This window comes from Solibacillus sp. FSL K6-1781, assembly GCF_038630735.1.
In the GTDB taxonomy this organism is placed as follows: domain Bacteria; phylum Bacillota; class Bacilli; order Bacillales_A; family Planococcaceae; genus Solibacillus; species Solibacillus silvestris.
Window position 1 is genome coordinate 2,452,756 of record NZ_CP152038.1, and the last position, 18,035, is coordinate 2,470,790.

Here is an 18,035-nt window from a genome sequence, read left to right on the forward strand (position 1 = left end):
TGACATTGTGGATTTTTTGACTTATTCTATATATTTTAAGTGATTTGTTATTCTTGATTGGTAGATGTCTAGAATATAAAAAAGCGCTTCTCTTTCATGGAAGAAAAGCACTCATTTTTTGATACGCTATTTAATTTTTAATAATTGTTCTTCCTAAATGCTGACCATTTTTAATTGCTTCAATCGTGTGAGGTACTTCTTCAAGTGAAATTTCACTTATTAGAGTAGTTTGAGCAATATTCCATTCATTCGCTATTTTATCCCAAATATAACCTCGATCTTTAATTGGCACATTTACTGAATCAATTCCTAAAAGGTTAATTCCTCTAAGAATGAACGGCAGTACTGTCGATGTTAGTTTGATCCCGCCTGCATTTCCGCACATACTCATACTTCCGCCATAAGAAATTTGAGGGATTACTGCAGAAGCAATTTCTCCTCCAACAGTATCTAGGACAAAATCAAACTTTTGCTTATTTAACGGTTTATTGAGTTCTCCTAATTCGTCTGCAAAAATGACATCAGTAGCTCCTAAAGATTTTGCTACGTCAATCTGATTTTCTTTCCGAACTAACGCAGCAATATTTTTGTAACCAATTTTTGATAAAATTTGCACAGCTATACTACCTACTCCGCCAGTTGAACCAGTGACCAGAATCCTCGGATCTTTGTTTAAATCCATACCCTTATCCTCTAATGCCATGATAGAAAGGGCAGCCGTAAATCCGGCTGTTCCAAAAACCATCGCATCTTTTAAAGATAAATTGTCCGGTAAAGGAACAATCCAATCTGCCAGAACTCTGGCATATTCCGCAAAACCTCCTGTATGGCTCATACCCATAGCAAAACCTGTCACAATTACTTTCTGTCCTTCTGTATAGCGATTATCTGTTGAATGAACAATCGTTCCGCTTAAATCTATTCCAGGGATAAGCGGATAATTCCGGATAACGCCTCCATTTTTTTGAACAGCTAACATATCTTTATAGTTTATTGAAGAATAGGAAACTTTAATTAAAACTTCGCCATCTGAAAGACTGTCGAGATTAACATTCTCCAAACCGTAAATTACCTGATTTTGTTCTTCTTTTACAATAATTGCCTTGAATTGATCCATAACTATCTGCCCCCTTCTGCAACAAAACATTTCTATACCAAAAATGTTTTATTACAAAAACTTACATGATATGATAGGTAATGTCAATATGGGGGAGATAAAATGGAATTAAAAGATTGCATGAATTTTTTGCTGAGCGCCAGTCAGAATAAGGTTTTTAAATATTTCAGCAAACTTTTGGAGGATTATGGCGTAACACCTGCCCAATATGGTGTGCTGAATTGTTTGTGGAGAGAAGGGCAATTATCGCCTAAACAAATTGGTGAAATGGTATATTTAGAAGCCCCTACTGTCTCGGGGATCTTAGATAAAATGCAAAAAGCCGGACTAATAGAACGTTCAATCGATCCAAACAATCGTAGAAATGTTTTAGTAATGGCGACTCAAAAATCGGAAGAAATCAGAGATGAAGTAGAAGCTGCAACAATTGTGTTGAATAATCAAGTTCTCGAAAACTTGACAGATAGCGATACAGAAGTGCTGAAAAGAGCATTGGAAATAATAATTAAGTCTGATTTTTAATTATAGTTACAATTTTCATCGGGTAATCGCTTAGTGTGCCCCACAGATTAATCCAACCAATAAAAACACCGAAACGCAAAATCTAACCGCGTCTCGGTGTTTTCAGATTATTCATCTATTCAAACGCAGGAGTAGCCGTTTCGTCGTAGTTTTCTTTCAGGAAATTACGCACTTCTTCACTCGTCATCGCTTCCGCAAGCTTTTTGATCGCTTCGTCGTCTTTGTTGTCTTCACGAGCAACTAAAGTAATGGCAAAGTCGTTTTCTACACCTTCAGTTAACAGTGCATCACTTTTCGGCGTTAAGCCAAGTGGTGCCGCATAGGCAGGTGTCATAACAACCGCATCCGCATCATCGTACATACGTGCTAGCATTAACAGGTCAACTTCTTTAAACTGAAGATTTTTCGGGTTGTCCTCGATGCTTGCTAATGTGTAATACACATCCGTTTTTTCCTTTAATGTGATTACACCATGCTGGGCAAGCAGCATTAACGAACGGTCAACGTTTGAAATATCGTTGGCAATCGCAACAGTTGCCCCGTCAGGCAATTCTTCGATTGTATCATAATTTTTTGCATACACACCGTAATTTGCAAAGTAAATTGGCTGGATCGGCACTAAATTCGCATCATTGTTCCGATTGAATTCCTCCATATACGGCACGTGCTGGAAGAAGTTTGCATCAACTTCCTTTGCAGCTAGTGCACTGTTTGGCTGTACATTATCGCCTAATACGACAATTTCCAGATCAATGCCCTGCTCTTCTAATTTAGGCTCGACTAGCTCCAGAATATCTGTCATCGGTGAAATTAATGAGGCAACTTTTAATGTTGTCTCTTCCTTTTCTGCTTCTTTATTCGTTTCTTTTTCTTCATTCTGTCCGCAGCCAACTAAAGCTAATACTGCCGCCACACTTAACATCCATCTTTTTTTCACAATCATTCTCCTATCTTTTGTCCAACCATCTTGCTGCAGCCGTACCAATCATTTGAATGAGCTGCACCAAAATAATCATAATGAAAATCATGTAAAGCATTAGATCTGTCTTGAATTGCTGATACCCGTAGCGAATTGCAAAGTCACCGATACCGCCGCCCCCGACAACACCCATAATTGTGGAATACGAAATAAAACTGACTATTGAAGTCGTCAGGCCGAGCACTAGTCCTGAACGCGCTTCCACAAAAAGAAAACTAAAAATAATACGTCGAACCGAAGCCCCCATTGAAACAGCAGCCTCAATTACACCTTTTGGCACATCAAGCAGTGACTGTTCGACAAGCCTTGCATAATGGGCAATGGCAATAATCGATAACGGAACTGTTGCCGCAACCGTACCGATTGCCGTACCGACAATGAGCCTTGTAAAGGGAATCAAGAATACGACTAGCAGCAGGAATGGAAACGAGCGGATCGTATTCACCGCTAAGTTTAGTATGTTGTAAACGACACGGTTTTCAAGCAACTTTTCTTTCCCGCAAAGAAATAAATATGTACCGATTGGTAATCCGATTAATACGGCAGCTACAATTGACACACCGACCATGAAAAACGTTTCACTGATGGCCCGCCAAATTTCAGCTTCATATTGACGCAATACATCAGGCATGTCCGATTCCACCTTTCACGAGCTGATCGACGAAGCTTTGCGGATGATGGCTCGTTTCAAGTATGCCACTAGGTGTTAACTCAACTGTTTCGTATATTTGCCCTGCATCCAGTACAGTAGCCCGATGGCAAATACTTTTAACGACTTCAAGCTCATGACTGACAAGCACAATCGTCACACCAAGCTCCTTATTAACCTTCTGTAAAACACGCAATATTTCCGCAGAGGTGTTTGCATCGAGCGCAGAGGTTGGCTCATCACAGAGCAGGACTGCAGTTTCATTCGCAAGTGCTCTTGCAATCGCCACACGCTGCTTTTGCCCGCCGCTCAGCTGGGCCGGATATTGACCTGCAAACTGTTCAAGCCCGACAAATTTTAGGCATTCGATAACACGTGCTTTCCGCAGCTTTTTCGGATAGTTTGCCAGGACAAGTGCAATTTCTACATTATCATGGACGGTTTTATTTGCGACAAGGTGAAAATGTTGGAAGATCATCCCGATTGATTTTCTCGCTTCTCGAAGTTCAGCATTTTTTAAAGCTGTTAGTTGCTGGCCATTGATGAAAATATTGCCGCTGTCCGGTACTTCCAGCAAATTCATCAAACGCAATAACGTCGATTTCCCTGCACCGCTTGCCCCGATCAAACCATGAATTTCCCCTTTAGCAACCGTTAATGTCACATCTTGCACAGCGACGAAAGAACCAAATTTTTTTGTGACTTGCTGTAATTGTATCACCTGTTTAAACACCTCCACTGCATACCCAATCGATTTCTAATTATAGTAGATATTGCATCAGCTACCAAGAGAAATGTTTAATGTAAAAAATACCAGGATCCATAAATTTGCAGGTTATCGATTATGTACAATCCATACAATAAAAAAGACTGCCGCAAAGTTAGAATCTATTTCTAACTTCCCGAACAGCCGATTAGTATGATTAAAACCTAATAAGGTACTTCATCTAATTTAATTGGGGTTGTTTTTTTGTCCTTCCAATCATTATAGATAGAAGCATATAAAACAGTATCTGAGATTGATCCGTCTTCATTTTCCCATGCATTTCGTAAATAGCCTTCTTTTACGAAGCCTGCCTTTGTAAAACATTTTCTCATCGCTAAATTATCTGCTCTAGTATACCCTTCAATTCGGATCTTACCTTTTTCACCATACAAATAATCTTGTAGCCAACTTAACGATTTTTGACCGATACCTTTTCCTCTTGCTTCTTCCGTTAACCTAAGATCAAACAATGGAATCGTATCTTCAATATCATCGATTATTAAAATTCCTACTTTTTGTTCGTTTTTAATAATCCAATATGTTTCTCTTCCTTCAGAGTAATTACCTTTCTCAATCGCACTTTTTATCTCTGACGGATCTAACTGAATCTTCGTATGAAAAGGCCAATGATTAGAACATAGTAAATCAATCAGTTCTTCATTTTCTGAGTTATATTTCTTTATTTCCAAGACAATCACTCCCTTTCAAATTGAAGCTGCTTCACAAGTTCTGAAATCAATAAAGGATTGCAGTTGACCTTCTGGTGTGTCCAAAAGTCATCCCCTTTATATCGTGGAACTATATGTATATGAAAATGTGTACCCTCATCCATAATGGCGCCGTTATTTTGAATAATGGTTAGCCCGTGTACCGGAAAGTGCGTTTCATATACATTTATTATTTGTTTCTGCAGTTTGAATAGCTCCATTAATGCTGAATGAGAAAGCTCGCGGATATCCATAAAATGTTGTTTTGATATAATTAATAAGTGACCGGACTGAATCGGATCGATATCTAAAACTACTTTAAAATTATCGGTTTGGATTAGTATTTGTTTCGTTTCTATCCCCTCACAGAAAATACAAGTCATAAAATCCCCTCATTCATTTTCTTAAATATCGACTGCACAAATTGTTCTTTATAGGTTGTGTAATCTGTAATTCCTTGCATATCTGTTGAGAAAAATCCATTTTTAAACGCTTCGTATTCTTTCTTTACCGCTTCATTTGCATTCAAATAATCTCTAAAAAAGCGCATTTGATGCCACTTTTCCTTATTGAATTCTACAAGATGGATGAAATGAGTTTTCGTTTCAAATGAAGCATCTGTAAATTTCGCGCAAACAATTTCGTCTGGTCTTTCAACTTGTAAGCGATAAAAACCAGCTTCCTTGAGTCCCATGAAAAAGGTTTTATCCAGCAAGTTAAAATTTTCAACACCTATTACAATATCAATTACCGGCTTTGCCGAAATCCCTTCAATAGATGTGCTACCGATATGTTCAATCTGATACGACTGCAAATTCGTGTGCTCCAGGATTTTTTTCTTGGTTTCGACAAATTCTTTTTTCCAGCCGGCTTCATAAGGCACAAGTACAACTTCATTCTTTTTCAATCCGAGTTTCATCAAGTACCATCCTTTCGAACTAATTTTAAGGAAAATTTCTCCTTACTGATGCCATTCAAATAGTAAAATGCGATTTTCGGTTTGCTGATAAATTGCCGTGAATGTATCTGCCTGACCATTTTCTGATTGTTGGAAGTAGAAATCACCAGCTTCTACTTTAGTGGAATAGGCTTCAATCGTATTTTTGAATTCTTCATCTTGCTGGATTTTATACATATTTTGACCTCTGCTTATAAAATGGGAAACGGGTCGATTTGCCTCTCTTAAATTATCCTCTGTTACTTTTATAAAATCATGAAGTTGTTCGGGATAAACCTTGCTATCATACAGTAATTCCGTTACCCATTCCCCATCTCCACGAGCGGGATATTTTGTTGACCACACATTGATAATTTCATTTGGAACCGGTATCTCTACACCCCAGCGTTCTTTATAATGAGCCGTAATTTCTTCTGGTGTTGTCGATAACCTGTAGAGGGAAATAAAGATCAATAACATGATAAATAATACAATAAAAAAGATCCAAATTTTTTTATAGATTCTTTTCCCACTGATACTATTTGTCTGTCCTCTAGATATATATTTCATTCAACTGTCGCCTCTTTCAAAAAAGCTGATGTGCACTTCATATATACCTCTTCTTCGTACCATTTCATAACACCTCTCTTTTTAAGGTTCTCTTTTACTTAAAGAACTGCCCAATTATTCGAGGGGGGCAATAACAGCAGTTTTCCAGACAAAATAGATTTTGCAACTTTATCAAACGTATTTCACTGTGGTTTGCTTGCTGAGCTAGGCTTCACAAAATCACCTTGGATTGGTTCTGCGCCCCCATGAAATTTGATACGCAGTGATTTTGCTTGCAGGAAATCCTGATGATCCATTACTTGAAAATGAATATGTGCTTCCGAGGAATTGCCTGAATTCCCGCATAAGCCGAGCAGTTGACCTGCTTTCACTTTATCTCCTGTTTTCACACAAATAGAATCCTTCTTAAAATGGGCAATCATACTGTATTCATTGTGTTCATGCGCGATGATGCAATAGTTTCCTGCTAGATTCTCTTCATCCATCTCGCCAGGAACATTGTCTTTAATACCGTCAATCACTTCGACAACTACGCCATCAGCTGGTGCTACGACTTCCGCTCCAAAAGCATAGTAATTTTCATTTTGCCGGGTCGAGTTTTCATATGTTTCATTATTGACCATTTTGACTAAATCGTAGGCATAACGCTGCTGTTCATACGGATAATGATAGTTGATAAACTCGTTCGTGCCGCCCCAAAAAACATACCATTCATCGTTAATCGGCATGTTGTATGTATTTTTAGTCCATATTTGATCGCTGTTTGGATAAGTTGCAAACGGTTTTAAATAGATTGCCTGAATAATATCCTGCCTGTCATACGCTATGACAACTGCTTTGGAATAAGTTTCATCAACCCAAATATGTCGGTCAAGCCCTTGAAATGTATTGGACACGATACACGTATAACTGCTCACATTTGAATTATAGTCTAAAGAAAGCTGGCGAAATTGTTCAAACGATACAAGGTTCTGAAACGATTTTGCTGTTTTCTCGTAGATTTCCTCAAATTCACCGGCTAAAAAATACCGACCGAACTGTTCTTTAAATTGATTATTCATTCAAATGCCTCCTCTTCCTTACCTGTTTATTTATACGAATTTTCAGATAAAAAGGTTTCAAAAAAATTCCTTTCCCATCGTAAGTATCCGCGCACGCAAAAGCATGGCCGCTTCTTTATGAACGGCCATGCCTGTGCATTTTCAATATTTACGCCATAGCAATCCACATAAAGAACAACAGGACAACAAATATAATTTTGTACTTTTCCACTTTCAATATGGTCAAGTTTGTAATCTCTTTTTTAATTGGCCGCCAAATGCTTAATCCATACCCAAGCACTAATAACAAGAGCAATGGCTTATAATGTGGTCCAAACCAGTAGTAATAGGCGGCCAAAACAGCGAGGATGATTAAGCTAATTGTCATTGCAATTCCTAATCCGCGAATTTTTTTCGGCCTTTCAATTTGACGGCGACTGTAGTAGCTGGTGGACATCAAGTTCATCACAATAACGCCTAGCGCAATAAAAATTACAGGAAATTGTAGTCGATCATGCGCATTTTCCAAGTGAGCTAAAACAGTGGATGGATATTGTTCATATCCTGGATAATATGCATTGTTGGTGACGTCATATAAATAGTTCCATGCCAATTCGAATTTTCGAAGTTCTCCGTTTTTATACAGTACGACAATATCATAATGCAAGTCACTCTTTGGAGGAGCCATGACAGAAGGGAGCTCTGAAATATTTTCGAATAAAGAAGTCAATTCATCTGTCGTAACATTTTCCACGCCTACGAAAAGTGTCGAAGTTCTGCCTCTAAATCCCTTTTCTCCGTTATTTTCATATGAGGTAATTTTAGCAATCTCTCCTGATGCTGCCTGGTTGTTTTGAATGTCCGATGTGAACAGTAAAAACAGGCCGATGAAACAGATTGCCACCATTACACCTAATTCACGGAATGTCTTCATTGACTTACGGGGTTTCGCAGGTTTTTTATGAATGTTGGTGTAAATGGATTTTTTTAATGATTCATTTTCAGGGAGTTCATTTAACGGTTTAAATTGATCATCAAGCTTCATCGATTACACCTCCTAAAATTTTCTGCAATGCCTGCATCGCACTCCGCTGTGTGTTAGCAACCTTCATCGAAGTTAACCCCATAATGTCACACGTTTCCTGAATTGAAAGCTCCTCGATTTTTCGGTAAATGATAACTTCACGTTGGATTGGTTTTAACTTTTGCAGTGCCTCGTATAATTGTTTTCGGACCTCTTCCTGGATAAGCCACTCATGCGGTACATAACCAAAATCCTGCTGCTCCGGGGCATTGGTAAATGGAAGCCACTTTATTAATGCTTTCTTTCGATAATAGTCATAAACAAGATTCCGTGCGACTTGCCTCGTATAAGTTTGGCCATTGGTTACTTTGGTCAAGTCCGTTTTATAAATTCGCACAAACGTATCCTGCGTTAAATCTTCGGCAACTTGTGCGTGAGATACCATGTAGCGTATGTACTGATAAGTTTTGCGGAACTCCTGCTCATAAAGCTCATCAAAATCCAAATCCATCACCTCTCTTACTTATATAGACGAACAAAATACTGGAATATGTAATTTTCATTCAATAATTTTTTTCTCACTGAAAAAAGCACCTCCTTTATGAGATGCTTTGGTTATTCGATAGCGATCCTACTTTTCTACTGGGGTGTTCCACTTTTCCGCGTTCAGTTCTCTATTCGAAGCGGCAAGTTTTACTTTATGAGCGGCGTTCCTTTCGCCTTGAAATATTCTACTTTTACCGTGCCAAGTTCTACTTTCACACCGGAGTGTTCCACTTTACCCATGAAACTTTCTACTTTTCGCTTGCCGTTTTCTACTTTATAAGCGGCGTTCTACTTAAAACTTTAAATATTCTACTTTTCTCGTGCCAAGTTCTACTTTTACACCGGAGTGTTCCACTTTACCTGCGAAATTTTCCATTTACCACTTCCAATATTCTAATTAATAAACGCCGTGCCACTTTCCGCTCACAATCTTTTAAATTCACTTAATTCTCATTATCTTAATCATCTTCCAAATCAGCACACCAAACAGCGCTGCCATTATGACGAAAAATGGCCAGCCGATTGTTGCCGCATCTCCTAATGCAATCGTGACAGACCGGTATACGATATAAGCGAATAATATATTAATGATATTGCGCATATAATTTAATGTTTGACGACTATTTCGGTAAAACACCTCGGCATTGGATTCATTAATGCGGGCAGGATAGTTGTGTGTTTCGGGGAATTTTTCGAAAATCATTAAAAAGAAATGCATCGCAATTCCAATGCCCGGTAAAATTAACAGCTCCCATTTAGAGCCCCAGCGGTCGACATTGCCGCTGCCGTCAAAATGGGCAGGCACTTCATTCGGCAGTTCTCGCCAGTTCATGAATAGCACAATGAGCATAATTGCTAATGCTATATAGCCGATCATATCCATCAGCCATTCAGATTTTGTTTTTGGAATCTCAATTTTAGGGCGCTTTGTCAAACTCATTTCCATCACCTCTTTAGATTTTTTTAGTCAGCACTTTTTATAGCAATGTTCAGCCAATATCCGCTATACTTGAATTTAATCATCCTCTTGATAGGAGAACTACTTATGCTACTTGAAATTATTCAATTTTTACGGGAAATCGACCAAGTCATATTTTATTACATAAAAGAACTCGGACTGTATATTTATATTCTGTTATTTGCGGTTGTTTTCACGAAAACAGCCTTTGTGATTTTAACGTTTTTACCAGGAGACAGTACGGTGTTTACAAGTGGTACATTAGCGGCAATCGATAAGCTTGATTTTATGACATTGCTCATCATCTTTATCGTTGCGACAACGCTAGCTGACAGCAGCAACTATTTTATCGGTAAATCGATACGGAAAATTCCGCCGAAGCGCAATCTCTTTAGGCGTTTTTTATCAGAGGAAACTAATGAAAAAGCTCTGAACTTCCTGGAAAACTATGACCGGGTTGCCATTACGTTTTCACGGTTTGTACCGTTGATGCGGACAATGACACCATTTATATGCGGATATTCCGGCTTTTCGTATGGGACATTTTTGCGCTATAACTTCATGGGGGCCGTACTTTGGACAGTTGTCTGGCTTGGCGGTGGCTTTTTACTTGGAAATATTCCATGGGTTGAAGAAAATCTCGTTCTGACACTCACAATCATTTCCATCTTTGTATTTAGCTTCACAGGTTATGCGTACGTTAAACAATTCAAAAAAAAGGCAGTTACTGCCGATTGAAAAAATGGAGCCTATCACGATCAGATGATAAGCTCCTTTTTTTAGTTTGTTTGATTTTCCTGCTGATTCAATTCATGTAAATATTCAATAATTTCACGGATGCCGTCTAACGAGTGAACGAGAATATTCGGGTCAATACAAGAAATCATGCGGTCTTCCAAATTGGCAACCGCCGTAAAATATTTCGTTTTTTCGTAATTGACAAGTCCCATCTGTTTTAAAACGCCTTCTTCAAAGTCGATAATTTCTTTCGCATCGGCAACGACCAATCCATAATTAATCAACTCTGTCTTCAATACAATAATTTTTGACGTTGGTGTATTTGTTGGGCGATTATATAAAATGGTCTGAAAATCGATAACCGGTGTAAGTTCCTCGCGAATTCGCGTAAAGCCGAGTAAGTAGTTCGGTAAATGTGGAATCGGTGTGACGCGATCCAATTTTTCTATCGAAACAACCTGCTCTACCGGAACAGCATATTCTTCTGTGCCGCATAAAAATACGACTGCTTTTTCAATGCTCATATAGATACCTCTTATTTCGTTGTTTGAACAACGATTTCTTCCAATAGATCCGCCAGTTTTTCTAGTTCTTCAACCGGCATTCTTTCGTTTGTTGTATGAATTTCCTCATAGCCAACCGATAAGTTTACAGTAGGAATACCGAACCCAGCGATAACGTTCGCATCACTACCGCCGCCTGAAATACCGAGCTGTGGTGTACGACCAATTGCTTCAACTGCTGCTTTAGCAACTTTAACAACTTGATCCTCTTCTGTCACATGGAAACCTGGGTACATTAACTTCACTTCTACTTCAGCACGCGCACCCATTTCTTGTGCAACGCGTTCAAATGTTTCTTTCATATGGTCTGTTTGTGCATTCAGTTTTGCTTCATTAATCGAACGAGCTTCCGCAAGAATTGATACTTCATCACACACGATATTTGTAGCCTTTCCTCCTTCGAAACGGCCGATATTCGCTGTCGTTTCTTCATCGAGACGCCCCAATTTCATTTGGGCAACCGCTTTGGCTGCAACAGTTATTGCGGAAATACCCTTTTCAGGTGCAACGCCTGCATGTGCAGTTTTACCGATGATTTTCGTAAATACTTTTGCCTGGAATGGTGCTGCAACTACAATGCCACCTACTTTTCCGTCACTATCAACAGCAAAACCGTATTTGGCGGTAATTTTTGAAGGATCAAGTTCCTTAGCACCGACTAATCCGCTTTCTTCACCTGCTGTAATAATGAACTGGATTGTACCATGTACGCTATCCTTTTCTTTTAAACGACGTGCCATTTCAAATAATGCTGCGATACCTGCTTTATCATCCGCGCCAAGAATCGTTGTGCCGTCAGAATAAATATAGCCATCTTCACGAATTTCCGGTTTAATGCCTTTGCCCGGTACGACTGTATCCATATGTACTGTAAAATAAATTGGCTCGATTGACTCATCGCCTTTTAATGTTGCGATAATATTGCCTGCACCGTGGCCGTTACGTGTATGTGCATCATCCTGAAAAACATCAAAGCCCATTTCTTCTAATTTTTTCACTAAAATAGGTGCAATCACTTGTTCATGTTTTGTTTCTGAATCAATTTGCACTAATTCTAAAAACTCTTCTACTACTCGGTTCATAATCGATAACTCCTTTAAATAACTAGTTTACGCTTTATTGTACGCCTCTATTTTTGAAAAAACAATGATTGATCATCGGCATTTAAAATGCTTTCTTTTTCTATTAGAAGCGCCTGTTCTTTTTCGATTGTCATGCTCAATTTTTGCTTTAAATCGCGAAGTGTATTCGCCACATCGTCCTGCACGCGCGAGATTTGATCGATTGCTGTTGTAATTTTAGAGTGAATTGACCAATCAGTGAAAATATTATCGAAAAAGTAATCCGTAAACATAACAAAACCATCCGTATGAACTTCCAGTGTATTTTGACGCATCTCTTTAATATCCAGCAGTTCATTTTGGAAACGTTGTAGGGCCATTTGCGCTTCATGCAAATAGCTGTTCGTTTCTTCGAGTTTGTCGTGCTTTAACGCTGTTGCGATAAAGCCCCCGCCTAAAAATGTATCCCATGTTGAGTAGGATTTGGCGTCCTGCAATTGGGAGCCGGCATCTGTCAGCTTATTAAATGCCTGTTTTCCCGCATCGATCGCTTCATGGATTTCGATTTCCAGCTGTTTGCATAAAATCTCCTGTTCAATGATGCTCGTTAATTCCTTCGCTGCTGCAGGTGCATTCGCCATTAGCCACACTTGCTTTTCGTCTTCTATTTCCTTTAGCTGTTCACGGATTTTGGAAACATTTATCATGCTCAATTGTTATACAAGTTTAATCCGGTCTTCTTGTAAATCTTTAAACATTAACTGAGCTTCTACCAGCTTCAGCTCGGTAATTGCTACCGAGTCCATATTTTGCTCGATTAGCTCATCCTTTTTCCCGGACCAGCCGCGGAAAAGATTGACGAAAGAAAATTCCTCGAGTTTATTCAATTGTTGGCGTGTGTTTTGCAAATCTCGTTCATGCTGCCCAACATTCTGATCTGCATGTTGAATTTGAAGTTCAAGACTTTCGATTTTTTTGCTCAGTTTTTCCGCTTCCAATAGTTGAATGTGATATTGCTCTGCTTGCTGTTGCAATTGCTGCCATCCCATTTTATTCACTCCTTTGTTTATACATGCTGCTAAGCAGCCGTACAATCTGCAACACTCGATTGATATTACAGTTCGTCCTCATCTTCCTCGAACAGATCCTGCAGCATTTTTTCACGGTGCTGCAAAAAGTATGAGGTAATTTGATAATGTTCGGTTTCTTCGTATTCCACTTGCTCGATGCCATCTTCATCAAATTGATAAATGACCGCTCCTGGGTACCCGAGTAAAATCGGTGAATGGGTTGCGATAATGAATTGGACATTGCCCTGTTTCACCAAATCATTCATCAATGTTAAAAACGCTAGCTGTCTTGTCGGGGATAACGCGGCTTCCGGCTCATCCAGTAAATAAATCGCCTGACCTGTGAACCGATGCTGAAACAGTGAGAAAAATGATTCCCCGTGTGATTGATGATGAAGTGATTTCCCCCCGTATGCTTTGTAGCCATTTTCATCGGTATCATCTAAATGCGAGGCAAACTGGTAAAATGTTTCCGCGCGAAGAAAAAATCCGTTCGTTACTTTTGGCCACCAGAAGAGTTTCACATAATCTCCAAGTGCGGATTCAGATTGATGCACTTCATATGCCTTATAGTTTTGCGTGCTCCCCCCTGCCGGATTGAAACCGATCTGATCCGCAATGGCTTCTAGCAATGTTGATTTACCTGCACCGTTTTCTCCAACAAAGAACGTGACCCGTGCATCCACATCCAGCTCATCCATATGGCGAATAAATGGAATTGAGAACGGGTACTCGCTATAGTCCAATATTTGTTCTTTTTTTAGTTTGACTGATTTTAAAAACATCTGCTTTCTCCTTACTTTACCGCAACTATTATGAATCCGACGATAAATACACTTCTTCAAATGGTTGAATGATGACAAATCCCTCACCGGAAAAAGCCATTTGAATAGATTCATTGCTGCCGCGTCCAATGAGTGTGCGGAACGTAATATCCGTTACAAACTCTGGTTTCAAATTCCCGGACCACGCAACTGTGGCATTCGGGTCCGTATACACAGTTTCACCAGGCTTCACGATTAATGTTAACGGTTCAAAATGGGTTGTAATCGCCACTTTTCCTTTGCCGTCCAGCATCACATTGAATAAGCCGCCTGCCATCATACCAGCCATCTTGCGCATAAGACGAATATCCCAATTTATCGATGGCTCAAACGCGAGCAGATCATTGCCGTTCACGCACAAGCTTTCGTTCTGCAAATCAAAAATTGTAATCTTTTTCCCTTGGTCCGCTAAATATAACCGGCCTTTGCCTTTCGCTTTCATTAGTTGAGTTCCTTCACCTGTCAATGCTTTCTTGAACATTTTCGATACGCCATGTTCCAGAATCCGTTCACGCTCAAATTTGATAGAACCGACATAGGCGATCATCGCGCCCATTTTTGACCATACTTCCCCATTAAGATTCACTTCGAGTACGCGATCAGTTTCCAATTCAAAATAATCGTTTTCATTCTGGTCTTGCTGCGTCTTGTTTACAAAATCGCGAATGGAATAGTTCCCCATAAGTAAAACCTCCCTTTTTATGTTCTACGGATTAATTACTGTATAGGTTTCGAATTTTCTGCATTTTACAATTGTATTAATGCATGATTGATTTTTATCACTACTATCTCATGAAAAATTCCATTACAATAAAAAAGAGGTGATCATGATGGAGTATCGACGTGAAATTGCTTTAGTGTACAGTATTGAGGAAGCTATGACAAAACTGAACATGATTAGGGGGCACGGTTTTTCCGAGCATGAAATCCATGTGTTTTCAAAAGATAACCATCCTCTACAATCACTGAAAATGTATACCGATATTCAAGTCCACCTTGCCGGCAATTGGTTTGACAAACTTATCAGTTTTATAACACGCCAACATGTATATGAAGTGAGCTTACGCATATTGCACCTAACCCCTGAAGAAACTGCCCATTACGGTCATGGCATTGATCTCGGGGCAATCTTCCTTTTTGCCGAGCACGAACACCCGTATGAAAAGGAGAAGAAAAAACAGCAAGCGGCTTTCAATCTGTCTAAAGCAGTAGAGTAATTTTATAAAAAACTGCCGTTGATGATAATGAATTTTAAAATTAACGCACCAGTGACCAAACTAATGACAATTAAATTTAAAATGAAGATAAATCGCTTTGGAAACGGTATGTTCAGAAGCGATGCAATGCTCCAATGAACAATGCTGTAAATAAGTAGCACAATGAACGTTCCAAAAGCTTGAAAGGCAATGGTCAGCAATCTGCCTGAATTCGAAATATCTCCCGGTGGCGCATCTGCTGCAGTAAACAGCATAGAACCAATAAACAACATCGATATGAAATAACAGCTATAGCCGATCAGGCTGACCATCCCTGTATAGACTAAGTAGTTTACAACCTTAGTTAATTTCATCCTATAAGGTGCAAACTTAATATTTTGCCTCAATTAATTGATTCCTCACTTCCACACTTCATTCAGTTTATCACTATAAAATATTATAGATTTTTTGTATGTCTGAATTTGAGGGTCAGAGGAAGTGCTCGCTAAATTTTTTAATAGAAGCTCCATGGAGCGCTCGTGTTCATTCAAGTTAAACAACGTCATCGCATAAAATACTTGAATGGCTAAATTGTGTGGAAACTTCTTTAACCCTTTTTCAAGCATATGTTTTGAATTTTCGTACTCCCCTAATGTTCTATATGTACTTCCAAGACCTAAATAAGCATTCGCTAAATCTTCTTCATTCAAATTACCTTGAATTGCCTCTTTATAATACGGTACAGCTTTGGACTCTTCTCCAAGCACATCGAAGCTCCAAGCACACTGGTAATTTACATAGGCATCGTTAGGATGTTGTTCAACTAGATCCAATAATAGCTGATTGGATTGCTGTAATTCTCCATTACTTCTTAAGTCTATTGCTCTCTGTAGTTGATTCCTTTCATTCATCCATCAAGTCCTCCTGTCACTCTGTGTAAGTATTCAATGAAAATCCCGTTAATTTTTTACAGTCTTTCCCTTTCTTTAGCATAATGGCTTTTTGTAAATTTCACTATAATAAAAAAGGAGTATTTACATTTAATAGGTGGTTAATTTTTGATAAATTCCTAATATTTTATCCTTCTTTTTCTGTTCTGTTTCCTTCTGAACTTTTAAAAACAAAAAACACCTCAAAAATGATTGTATAGTATACAAATCATTTAAGAGATGTTTCTTAAAATACTTTAATTAAACATTATAGAGGAATGTTCCCGTGCTTTTTGTATGGACGGTCTTCCTGCTTTGTTGATAGCATATCCAATGCTTGAATTAACTTGATACGTGTTTCACGTGGATCGATAACATCGTCAACCATACCGCGTGATGCCGCTACATATGGATTAGCGAATTTTTCTTTGTATTCTTCAATTTTCGCTGCTCGTGTTGCTTCCGGATCAGCCGATTTCGCAATTTCACCTGCATGAATGATGTTTGCCGCACCAGCAGCACCCATTACTGCAATTTCCGCATTCGGCCAAGCAAATACTAAATCCGCGCCGATTGCTTTTGAGTTCAATGCTACGTATGCACCGCCGTATGCTTTACGTAAAATAACTGTAATTTTCGGTACAGTTGCTTCTGAGTAAGCATACAAAATTTTCGCACCATGACGGATAATCCCACCATGTTCTTGTTTAACACCCGGGAAGAAGCCGGATACGTCTTCAAATGTAATAACAGGCACGTTAAATGCGTCACATGTACGTACGAAACGAGCTAATTTATCAGATGAATCAATATCTAATCCGCCCGCTAAGAACTTCGGCTGGTTACATACTAAACCAACTGATTCTCCCGCGATACGTGCAAAACCAACAACGATGTTTTTCGCGAATTCTTTTTGCACTTCCATGAATGAACCTTCATCTACTACTTGCTCTACTACTTTACGAACATCATAAGATTTTGTTTGGTCAATCGGTACCACATCAACAAGCTCTGAACGGAAGTTATCGCCTTCTGGAGCAGCTAGTTTTGGTGCTTTTTCTCGGTTGTTCTGTGGTAAGTAAGAAAGTAATTGCTGAATTTGCGCAATTGCAGCTTCTTCGTTCTCAGCACGGAAGTGGGCATTTCCTGAAGTTGCATTGTGCACTTTAGATCCGCCAAGGCCTTCAGCAGAAATTTTCTCACCCGTTACTGTTTCAATTACTTTAGGGCCTGTAATGAACATTTGAGATGTTTTATCAACCATTAAAATAAAGTCAGTAATCGCTGGTGAATAAACGGCACCACCAGCACATGGACCCATAATTACCGAGATTTGCGGAATAACACCAGAATAGATTGAGTTACGGTAGAAAATATGACCGTATCCGTCAAGAGATAATACACCCTCTTGAATACGCGCACCGCCAGAATCGTTAATACCAATAAATGGTGTACCGTTTTTCGCTGCCAAGTCCATTACCGCTGCGATTTTTTTCGCATGCATTTCACCAAGCGCACCACCGAATACTGTGAAGTCTTGTGCGAATAGATATACATTACGGCCATTGATTTTACCGAAACCAGTAACTACGCCGTCACCAGGACCTTCCAGTTTATCCATACCAAAGTCAACAGTACGGTGTGTGATGAAAGGATTGATTTCAACGAATGACCCGTCATCCAATAACATATCAATACGTTCACGGGCAGTCATTTTCCCTTTTTCATGTTGCTTTTCGATACGCGCATCTCCGCCACCAAGCTGGATTGCTTCTTTACGGTCATAAAGCTCATTAATTTTATCAAACATATCTGGAGTTACTGTCATTGTTGTCATCG

At 39.1% G+C, this 18,035-nt stretch carries 24 protein-coding genes; 3 read left to right on the forward strand and 21 right to left on the reverse strand.

Features of this window, described 5'->3' with window-relative positions; translation table 11 throughout:
* Positions 1 to 130: 130 nt before the first annotated feature.
* Positions 131 to 1,117: a YhdH/YhfP family quinone oxidoreductase gene (locus MHH37_RS12240; RefSeq protein ID WP_342573291.1), complete on the reverse strand. Its 987-nt coding sequence runs from the start codon at positions 1,115 to 1,117 to the stop codon at positions 131 to 133.
* Between the two features lie 102 nt (positions 1,118 to 1,219).
* On the opposite strand from MHH37_RS12240, the gene MHH37_RS12245 reads away from it, so the two are divergent.
* Positions 1,220 to 1,639 (forward strand): MarR family transcriptional regulator, encoded by a 420-nt coding sequence (locus MHH37_RS12245; RefSeq protein ID WP_008404154.1) that lies wholly within the window; start codon positions 1,220 to 1,222, stop codon positions 1,637 to 1,639.
* 115 nt (positions 1,640 to 1,754) lie between these two features.
* Here MHH37_RS12245 and MHH37_RS12250 read toward each other — a convergent pair whose 3' ends face one another.
* The 11 genes from MHH37_RS12250 to MHH37_RS12300 form a co-directional block, all read right to left on the reverse strand.
* Complete coding sequence (locus MHH37_RS12250) at positions 1,755 to 2,576, reverse strand: MetQ/NlpA family ABC transporter substrate-binding protein (protein WP_008404156.1); 822 nt, start codon at positions 2,574 to 2,576, stop codon at positions 1,755 to 1,757.
* Positions 2,577 to 2,586: 10 nt separating this feature from the next.
* The gene (locus MHH37_RS12255; protein WP_008404158.1) at positions 2,587 to 3,249 is read right to left on the reverse strand and encodes a methionine ABC transporter permease; all 663 of its coding nucleotides are present in this window, start codon (positions 3,247 to 3,249) and stop codon (positions 2,587 to 2,589) included.
* Positions 3,242 to 3,988, reverse strand: coding sequence for an ATP-binding cassette domain-containing protein (locus MHH37_RS12260; protein WP_342573294.1), 747 nt, complete (start codon positions 3,986 to 3,988; stop codon positions 3,242 to 3,244). Before MHH37_RS12260 ends, MHH37_RS12255 begins: the two co-directional genes overlap by 8 nt.
* A 209-nt stretch (positions 3,989 to 4,197) precedes the next feature.
* Positions 4,198 to 4,722 carry a GNAT family N-acetyltransferase gene (locus MHH37_RS12265; RefSeq protein ID WP_342573296.1) on the reverse strand — a complete coding sequence of 175 codons (525 nt, stop codon included), beginning with the start codon at positions 4,720 to 4,722 and terminating at the stop codon, positions 4,198 to 4,200.
* A 5-nt stretch (positions 4,723 to 4,727) separates the two neighbouring features.
* Positions 4,728 to 5,123: an HIT family protein gene (locus MHH37_RS12270; RefSeq protein WP_342573299.1), complete on the reverse strand. Its 396-nt coding sequence runs from the start codon at positions 5,121 to 5,123 to the stop codon at positions 4,728 to 4,730.
* Positions 5,120 to 5,659 carry a GrpB family protein gene (locus MHH37_RS12275; RefSeq protein ID WP_342573301.1) on the reverse strand — a complete coding sequence of 180 codons (540 nt, stop codon included), beginning with the start codon at positions 5,657 to 5,659 and terminating at the stop codon, positions 5,120 to 5,122. The genes MHH37_RS12270 and MHH37_RS12275 overlap by 4 nt, the downstream gene beginning before the upstream one ends.
* A 42-nt stretch (positions 5,660 to 5,701) precedes the next feature.
* The gene (locus MHH37_RS12280; protein WP_342573302.1) at positions 5,702 to 6,247 is read right to left on the reverse strand and encodes a hypothetical protein; all 546 of its coding nucleotides are present in this window, start codon (positions 6,245 to 6,247) and stop codon (positions 5,702 to 5,704) included.
* A gap of 182 nt (positions 6,248 to 6,429) precedes the next feature.
* The gene (locus tag MHH37_RS12285; protein ID WP_342573304.1) at positions 6,430 to 7,308 is read right to left on the reverse strand and encodes a M23 family metallopeptidase; all 879 of its coding nucleotides are present in this window, start codon (positions 7,306 to 7,308) and stop codon (positions 6,430 to 6,432) included.
* Positions 7,309 to 7,456: 148 nt separating this feature from the next.
* On the reverse strand, positions 7,457 to 8,332 hold the full coding sequence (locus MHH37_RS12290) for a dehydrogenase (protein ID WP_342573306.1): 876 nt from the start codon (positions 8,330 to 8,332) through the stop codon (positions 7,457 to 7,459).
* A complete protein-coding gene (locus tag MHH37_RS12295) occupies positions 8,322 to 8,816 on the reverse strand; it encodes an RNA polymerase sigma factor (RefSeq protein WP_342573308.1) in 495 nt (164 codons plus the stop codon). Before MHH37_RS12295 ends, MHH37_RS12290 begins: the two co-directional genes overlap by 11 nt.
* 480 nt (positions 8,817 to 9,296) lie before the next feature.
* On the reverse strand, positions 9,297 to 9,797 hold the full coding sequence (locus MHH37_RS12300; protein ID WP_342573309.1) for a DUF1648 domain-containing protein: 501 nt from the start codon (positions 9,795 to 9,797) through the stop codon (positions 9,297 to 9,299).
* Positions 9,798 to 9,902: 105 nt separating this feature from the next.
* On the opposite strand from MHH37_RS12300, the gene MHH37_RS12305 reads away from it, so the two are divergent.
* Positions 9,903 to 10,553 (forward strand): VTT domain-containing protein, encoded by a 651-nt coding sequence (locus MHH37_RS12305; RefSeq protein ID WP_342573311.1) that lies wholly within the window; start codon positions 9,903 to 9,905, stop codon positions 10,551 to 10,553.
* A 41-nt stretch (positions 10,554 to 10,594) separates the two neighbouring features.
* On the opposite strand, the gene MHH37_RS12310 is transcribed toward MHH37_RS12305, so the two are convergent.
* From MHH37_RS12310 to MHH37_RS12335, 6 genes are all read right to left on the reverse strand, one after another.
* On the reverse strand, positions 10,595 to 11,077 hold the full coding sequence (locus tag MHH37_RS12310; RefSeq protein WP_342573313.1) for a CheW domain-containing protein: 483 nt from the start codon (positions 11,075 to 11,077) through the stop codon (positions 10,595 to 10,597).
* A gap of 11 nt (positions 11,078 to 11,088) precedes the next feature.
* Entirely contained in the window at positions 11,089 to 12,198 is a 1,110-nt protein-coding gene (locus MHH37_RS12315; protein WP_342573314.1) for a M20/M25/M40 family metallo-hydrolase, read from the reverse strand.
* A gap of 47 nt (positions 12,199 to 12,245) precedes the next feature.
* The gene (locus tag MHH37_RS12320; RefSeq protein WP_342573315.1) at positions 12,246 to 12,884 is read right to left on the reverse strand and encodes a hypothetical protein; all 639 of its coding nucleotides are present in this window, start codon (positions 12,882 to 12,884) and stop codon (positions 12,246 to 12,248) included.
* A gap of 9 nt (positions 12,885 to 12,893) precedes the next feature.
* Positions 12,894 to 13,226 (reverse strand): hypothetical protein, encoded by a 333-nt coding sequence (locus MHH37_RS12325; RefSeq protein ID WP_342573316.1) that lies wholly within the window; start codon positions 13,224 to 13,226, stop codon positions 12,894 to 12,896.
* Between the two features lie 65 nt (positions 13,227 to 13,291).
* Positions 13,292 to 14,032 (reverse strand): AAA family ATPase, encoded by a 741-nt coding sequence (locus MHH37_RS12330; protein ID WP_342573317.1) that lies wholly within the window; start codon positions 14,030 to 14,032, stop codon positions 13,292 to 13,294.
* A 28-nt stretch (positions 14,033 to 14,060) separates the two neighbouring features.
* A complete protein-coding gene (locus MHH37_RS12335; protein ID WP_008404184.1) occupies positions 14,061 to 14,753 on the reverse strand; it encodes an AIM24 family protein in 693 nt (230 codons plus the stop codon).
* Between the two features lie 145 nt (positions 14,754 to 14,898).
* Between MHH37_RS12335 and MHH37_RS12340 the strand changes: the two genes are divergently transcribed.
* Entirely contained in the window at positions 14,899 to 15,288 is a 390-nt protein-coding gene (locus MHH37_RS12340; protein WP_342573319.1) for a general stress protein, read from the forward strand.
* Positions 15,289 to 15,290: 2 nt separating this feature from the next.
* Here MHH37_RS12340 and MHH37_RS12345 read toward each other — a convergent pair whose 3' ends face one another.
* The 3 genes from MHH37_RS12345 to MHH37_RS12355 form a co-directional block, all read right to left on the reverse strand.
* Positions 15,291 to 15,641: a hypothetical protein gene (locus MHH37_RS12345; protein ID WP_156474043.1), complete on the reverse strand. Its 351-nt coding sequence runs from the start codon at positions 15,639 to 15,641 to the stop codon at positions 15,291 to 15,293.
* 45 nt (positions 15,642 to 15,686) lie between these two features.
* Complete coding sequence (locus MHH37_RS12350; protein ID WP_340798778.1) at positions 15,687 to 16,178, reverse strand: tetratricopeptide repeat protein; 492 nt, start codon at positions 16,176 to 16,178, stop codon at positions 15,687 to 15,689.
* A 286-nt stretch (positions 16,179 to 16,464) separates the two neighbouring features.
* Entirely contained in the window at positions 16,465 to 18,033 is a 1,569-nt protein-coding gene (locus MHH37_RS12355) for an acyl-CoA carboxylase subunit beta (RefSeq protein WP_342573321.1), read from the reverse strand.
* Positions 18,034 to 18,035 lie beyond the last annotated feature (2 nt).

Bases quoted from the DNA above. Each gene is read 5' to 3' on its own strand.
- MHH37_RS12290 (WP_342573306.1), bottom strand. From the start codon at position 8,332: ATGAAGCTTGATGATCAATTTAAACCGTTAAATGAACTCCCTGAAAAT.
- MHH37_RS12305 (WP_342573311.1), top strand. From the start codon at position 9,903: ATGCTACTTGAAATTATTCAATTTTTACGGGAAATCGACCAAGTCATA.
- MHH37_RS12340 (WP_342573319.1), top strand. From the start codon at position 14,899: ATGATGGAGTATCGACGTGAAATTGCTTTAGTGTACAGTATTGAGGAA.
- MHH37_RS12280 (WP_342573302.1), bottom strand. From the start codon at position 6,247: ATGAAATATATATCTAGAGGACAGACAAATAGTATCAGTGGGAAAAGA.
- MHH37_RS12275 (WP_342573301.1), bottom strand. From the start codon at position 5,659: ATGAAACTCGGATTGAAAAAGAATGAAGTTGTACTTGTGCCTTATGAA.
- MHH37_RS12325 (WP_342573316.1), bottom strand. From the start codon at position 13,226: ATGGGATGGCAGCAATTGCAACAGCAAGCAGAGCAATATCACATTCAA.
- MHH37_RS12355 (WP_342573321.1), bottom strand. From the start codon at position 18,033: ATGACAACAATGACAGTAACTCCAGATATGTTTGATAAAATTAATGAG.
- MHH37_RS12255 (WP_008404158.1), bottom strand. From the start codon at position 3,249: ATGCCTGATGTATTGCGTCAATATGAAGCTGAAATTTGGCGGGCCATC.
- MHH37_RS12240 (WP_342573291.1), bottom strand. From the start codon at position 1,117: ATGGATCAATTCAAGGCAATTATTGTAAAAGAAGAACAAAATCAGGTA.
- MHH37_RS12345 (WP_156474043.1), bottom strand. From the start codon at position 15,641: ATGAAATTAACTAAGGTTGTAAACTACTTAGTCTATACAGGGATGGTC.
- MHH37_RS12245 (WP_008404154.1), top strand. From the start codon at position 1,220: ATGGAATTAAAAGATTGCATGAATTTTTTGCTGAGCGCCAGTCAGAAT.
- MHH37_RS12350 (WP_340798778.1), bottom strand. From the start codon at position 16,178: ATGAATGAAAGGAATCAACTACAGAGAGCAATAGACTTAAGAAGTAAT.
- MHH37_RS12285 (WP_342573304.1), bottom strand. From the start codon at position 7,308: ATGAATAATCAATTTAAAGAACAGTTCGGTCGGTATTTTTTAGCCGGT.
- MHH37_RS12300 (WP_342573309.1), bottom strand. From the start codon at position 9,797: ATGAGTTTGACAAAGCGCCCTAAAATTGAGATTCCAAAAACAAAATCT.
- MHH37_RS12310 (WP_342573313.1), bottom strand. From the start codon at position 11,077: ATGAGCATTGAAAAAGCAGTCGTATTTTTATGCGGCACAGAAGAATAT.
- MHH37_RS12330 (WP_342573317.1), bottom strand. From the start codon at position 14,032: ATGTTTTTAAAATCAGTCAAACTAAAAAAAGAACAAATATTGGACTAT.
- MHH37_RS12320 (WP_342573315.1), bottom strand. From the start codon at position 12,884: ATGATAAATGTTTCCAAAATCCGTGAACAGCTAAAGGAAATAGAAGAC.
- MHH37_RS12315 (WP_342573314.1), bottom strand. From the start codon at position 12,198: ATGAACCGAGTAGTAGAAGAGTTTTTAGAATTAGTGCAAATTGATTCA.
- MHH37_RS12335 (WP_008404184.1), bottom strand. From the start codon at position 14,753: ATGGGGAACTATTCCATTCGCGATTTTGTAAACAAGACGCAGCAAGAC.
- MHH37_RS12270 (WP_342573299.1), bottom strand. From the start codon at position 5,123: ATGACTTGTATTTTCTGTGAGGGGATAGAAACGAAACAAATACTAATC.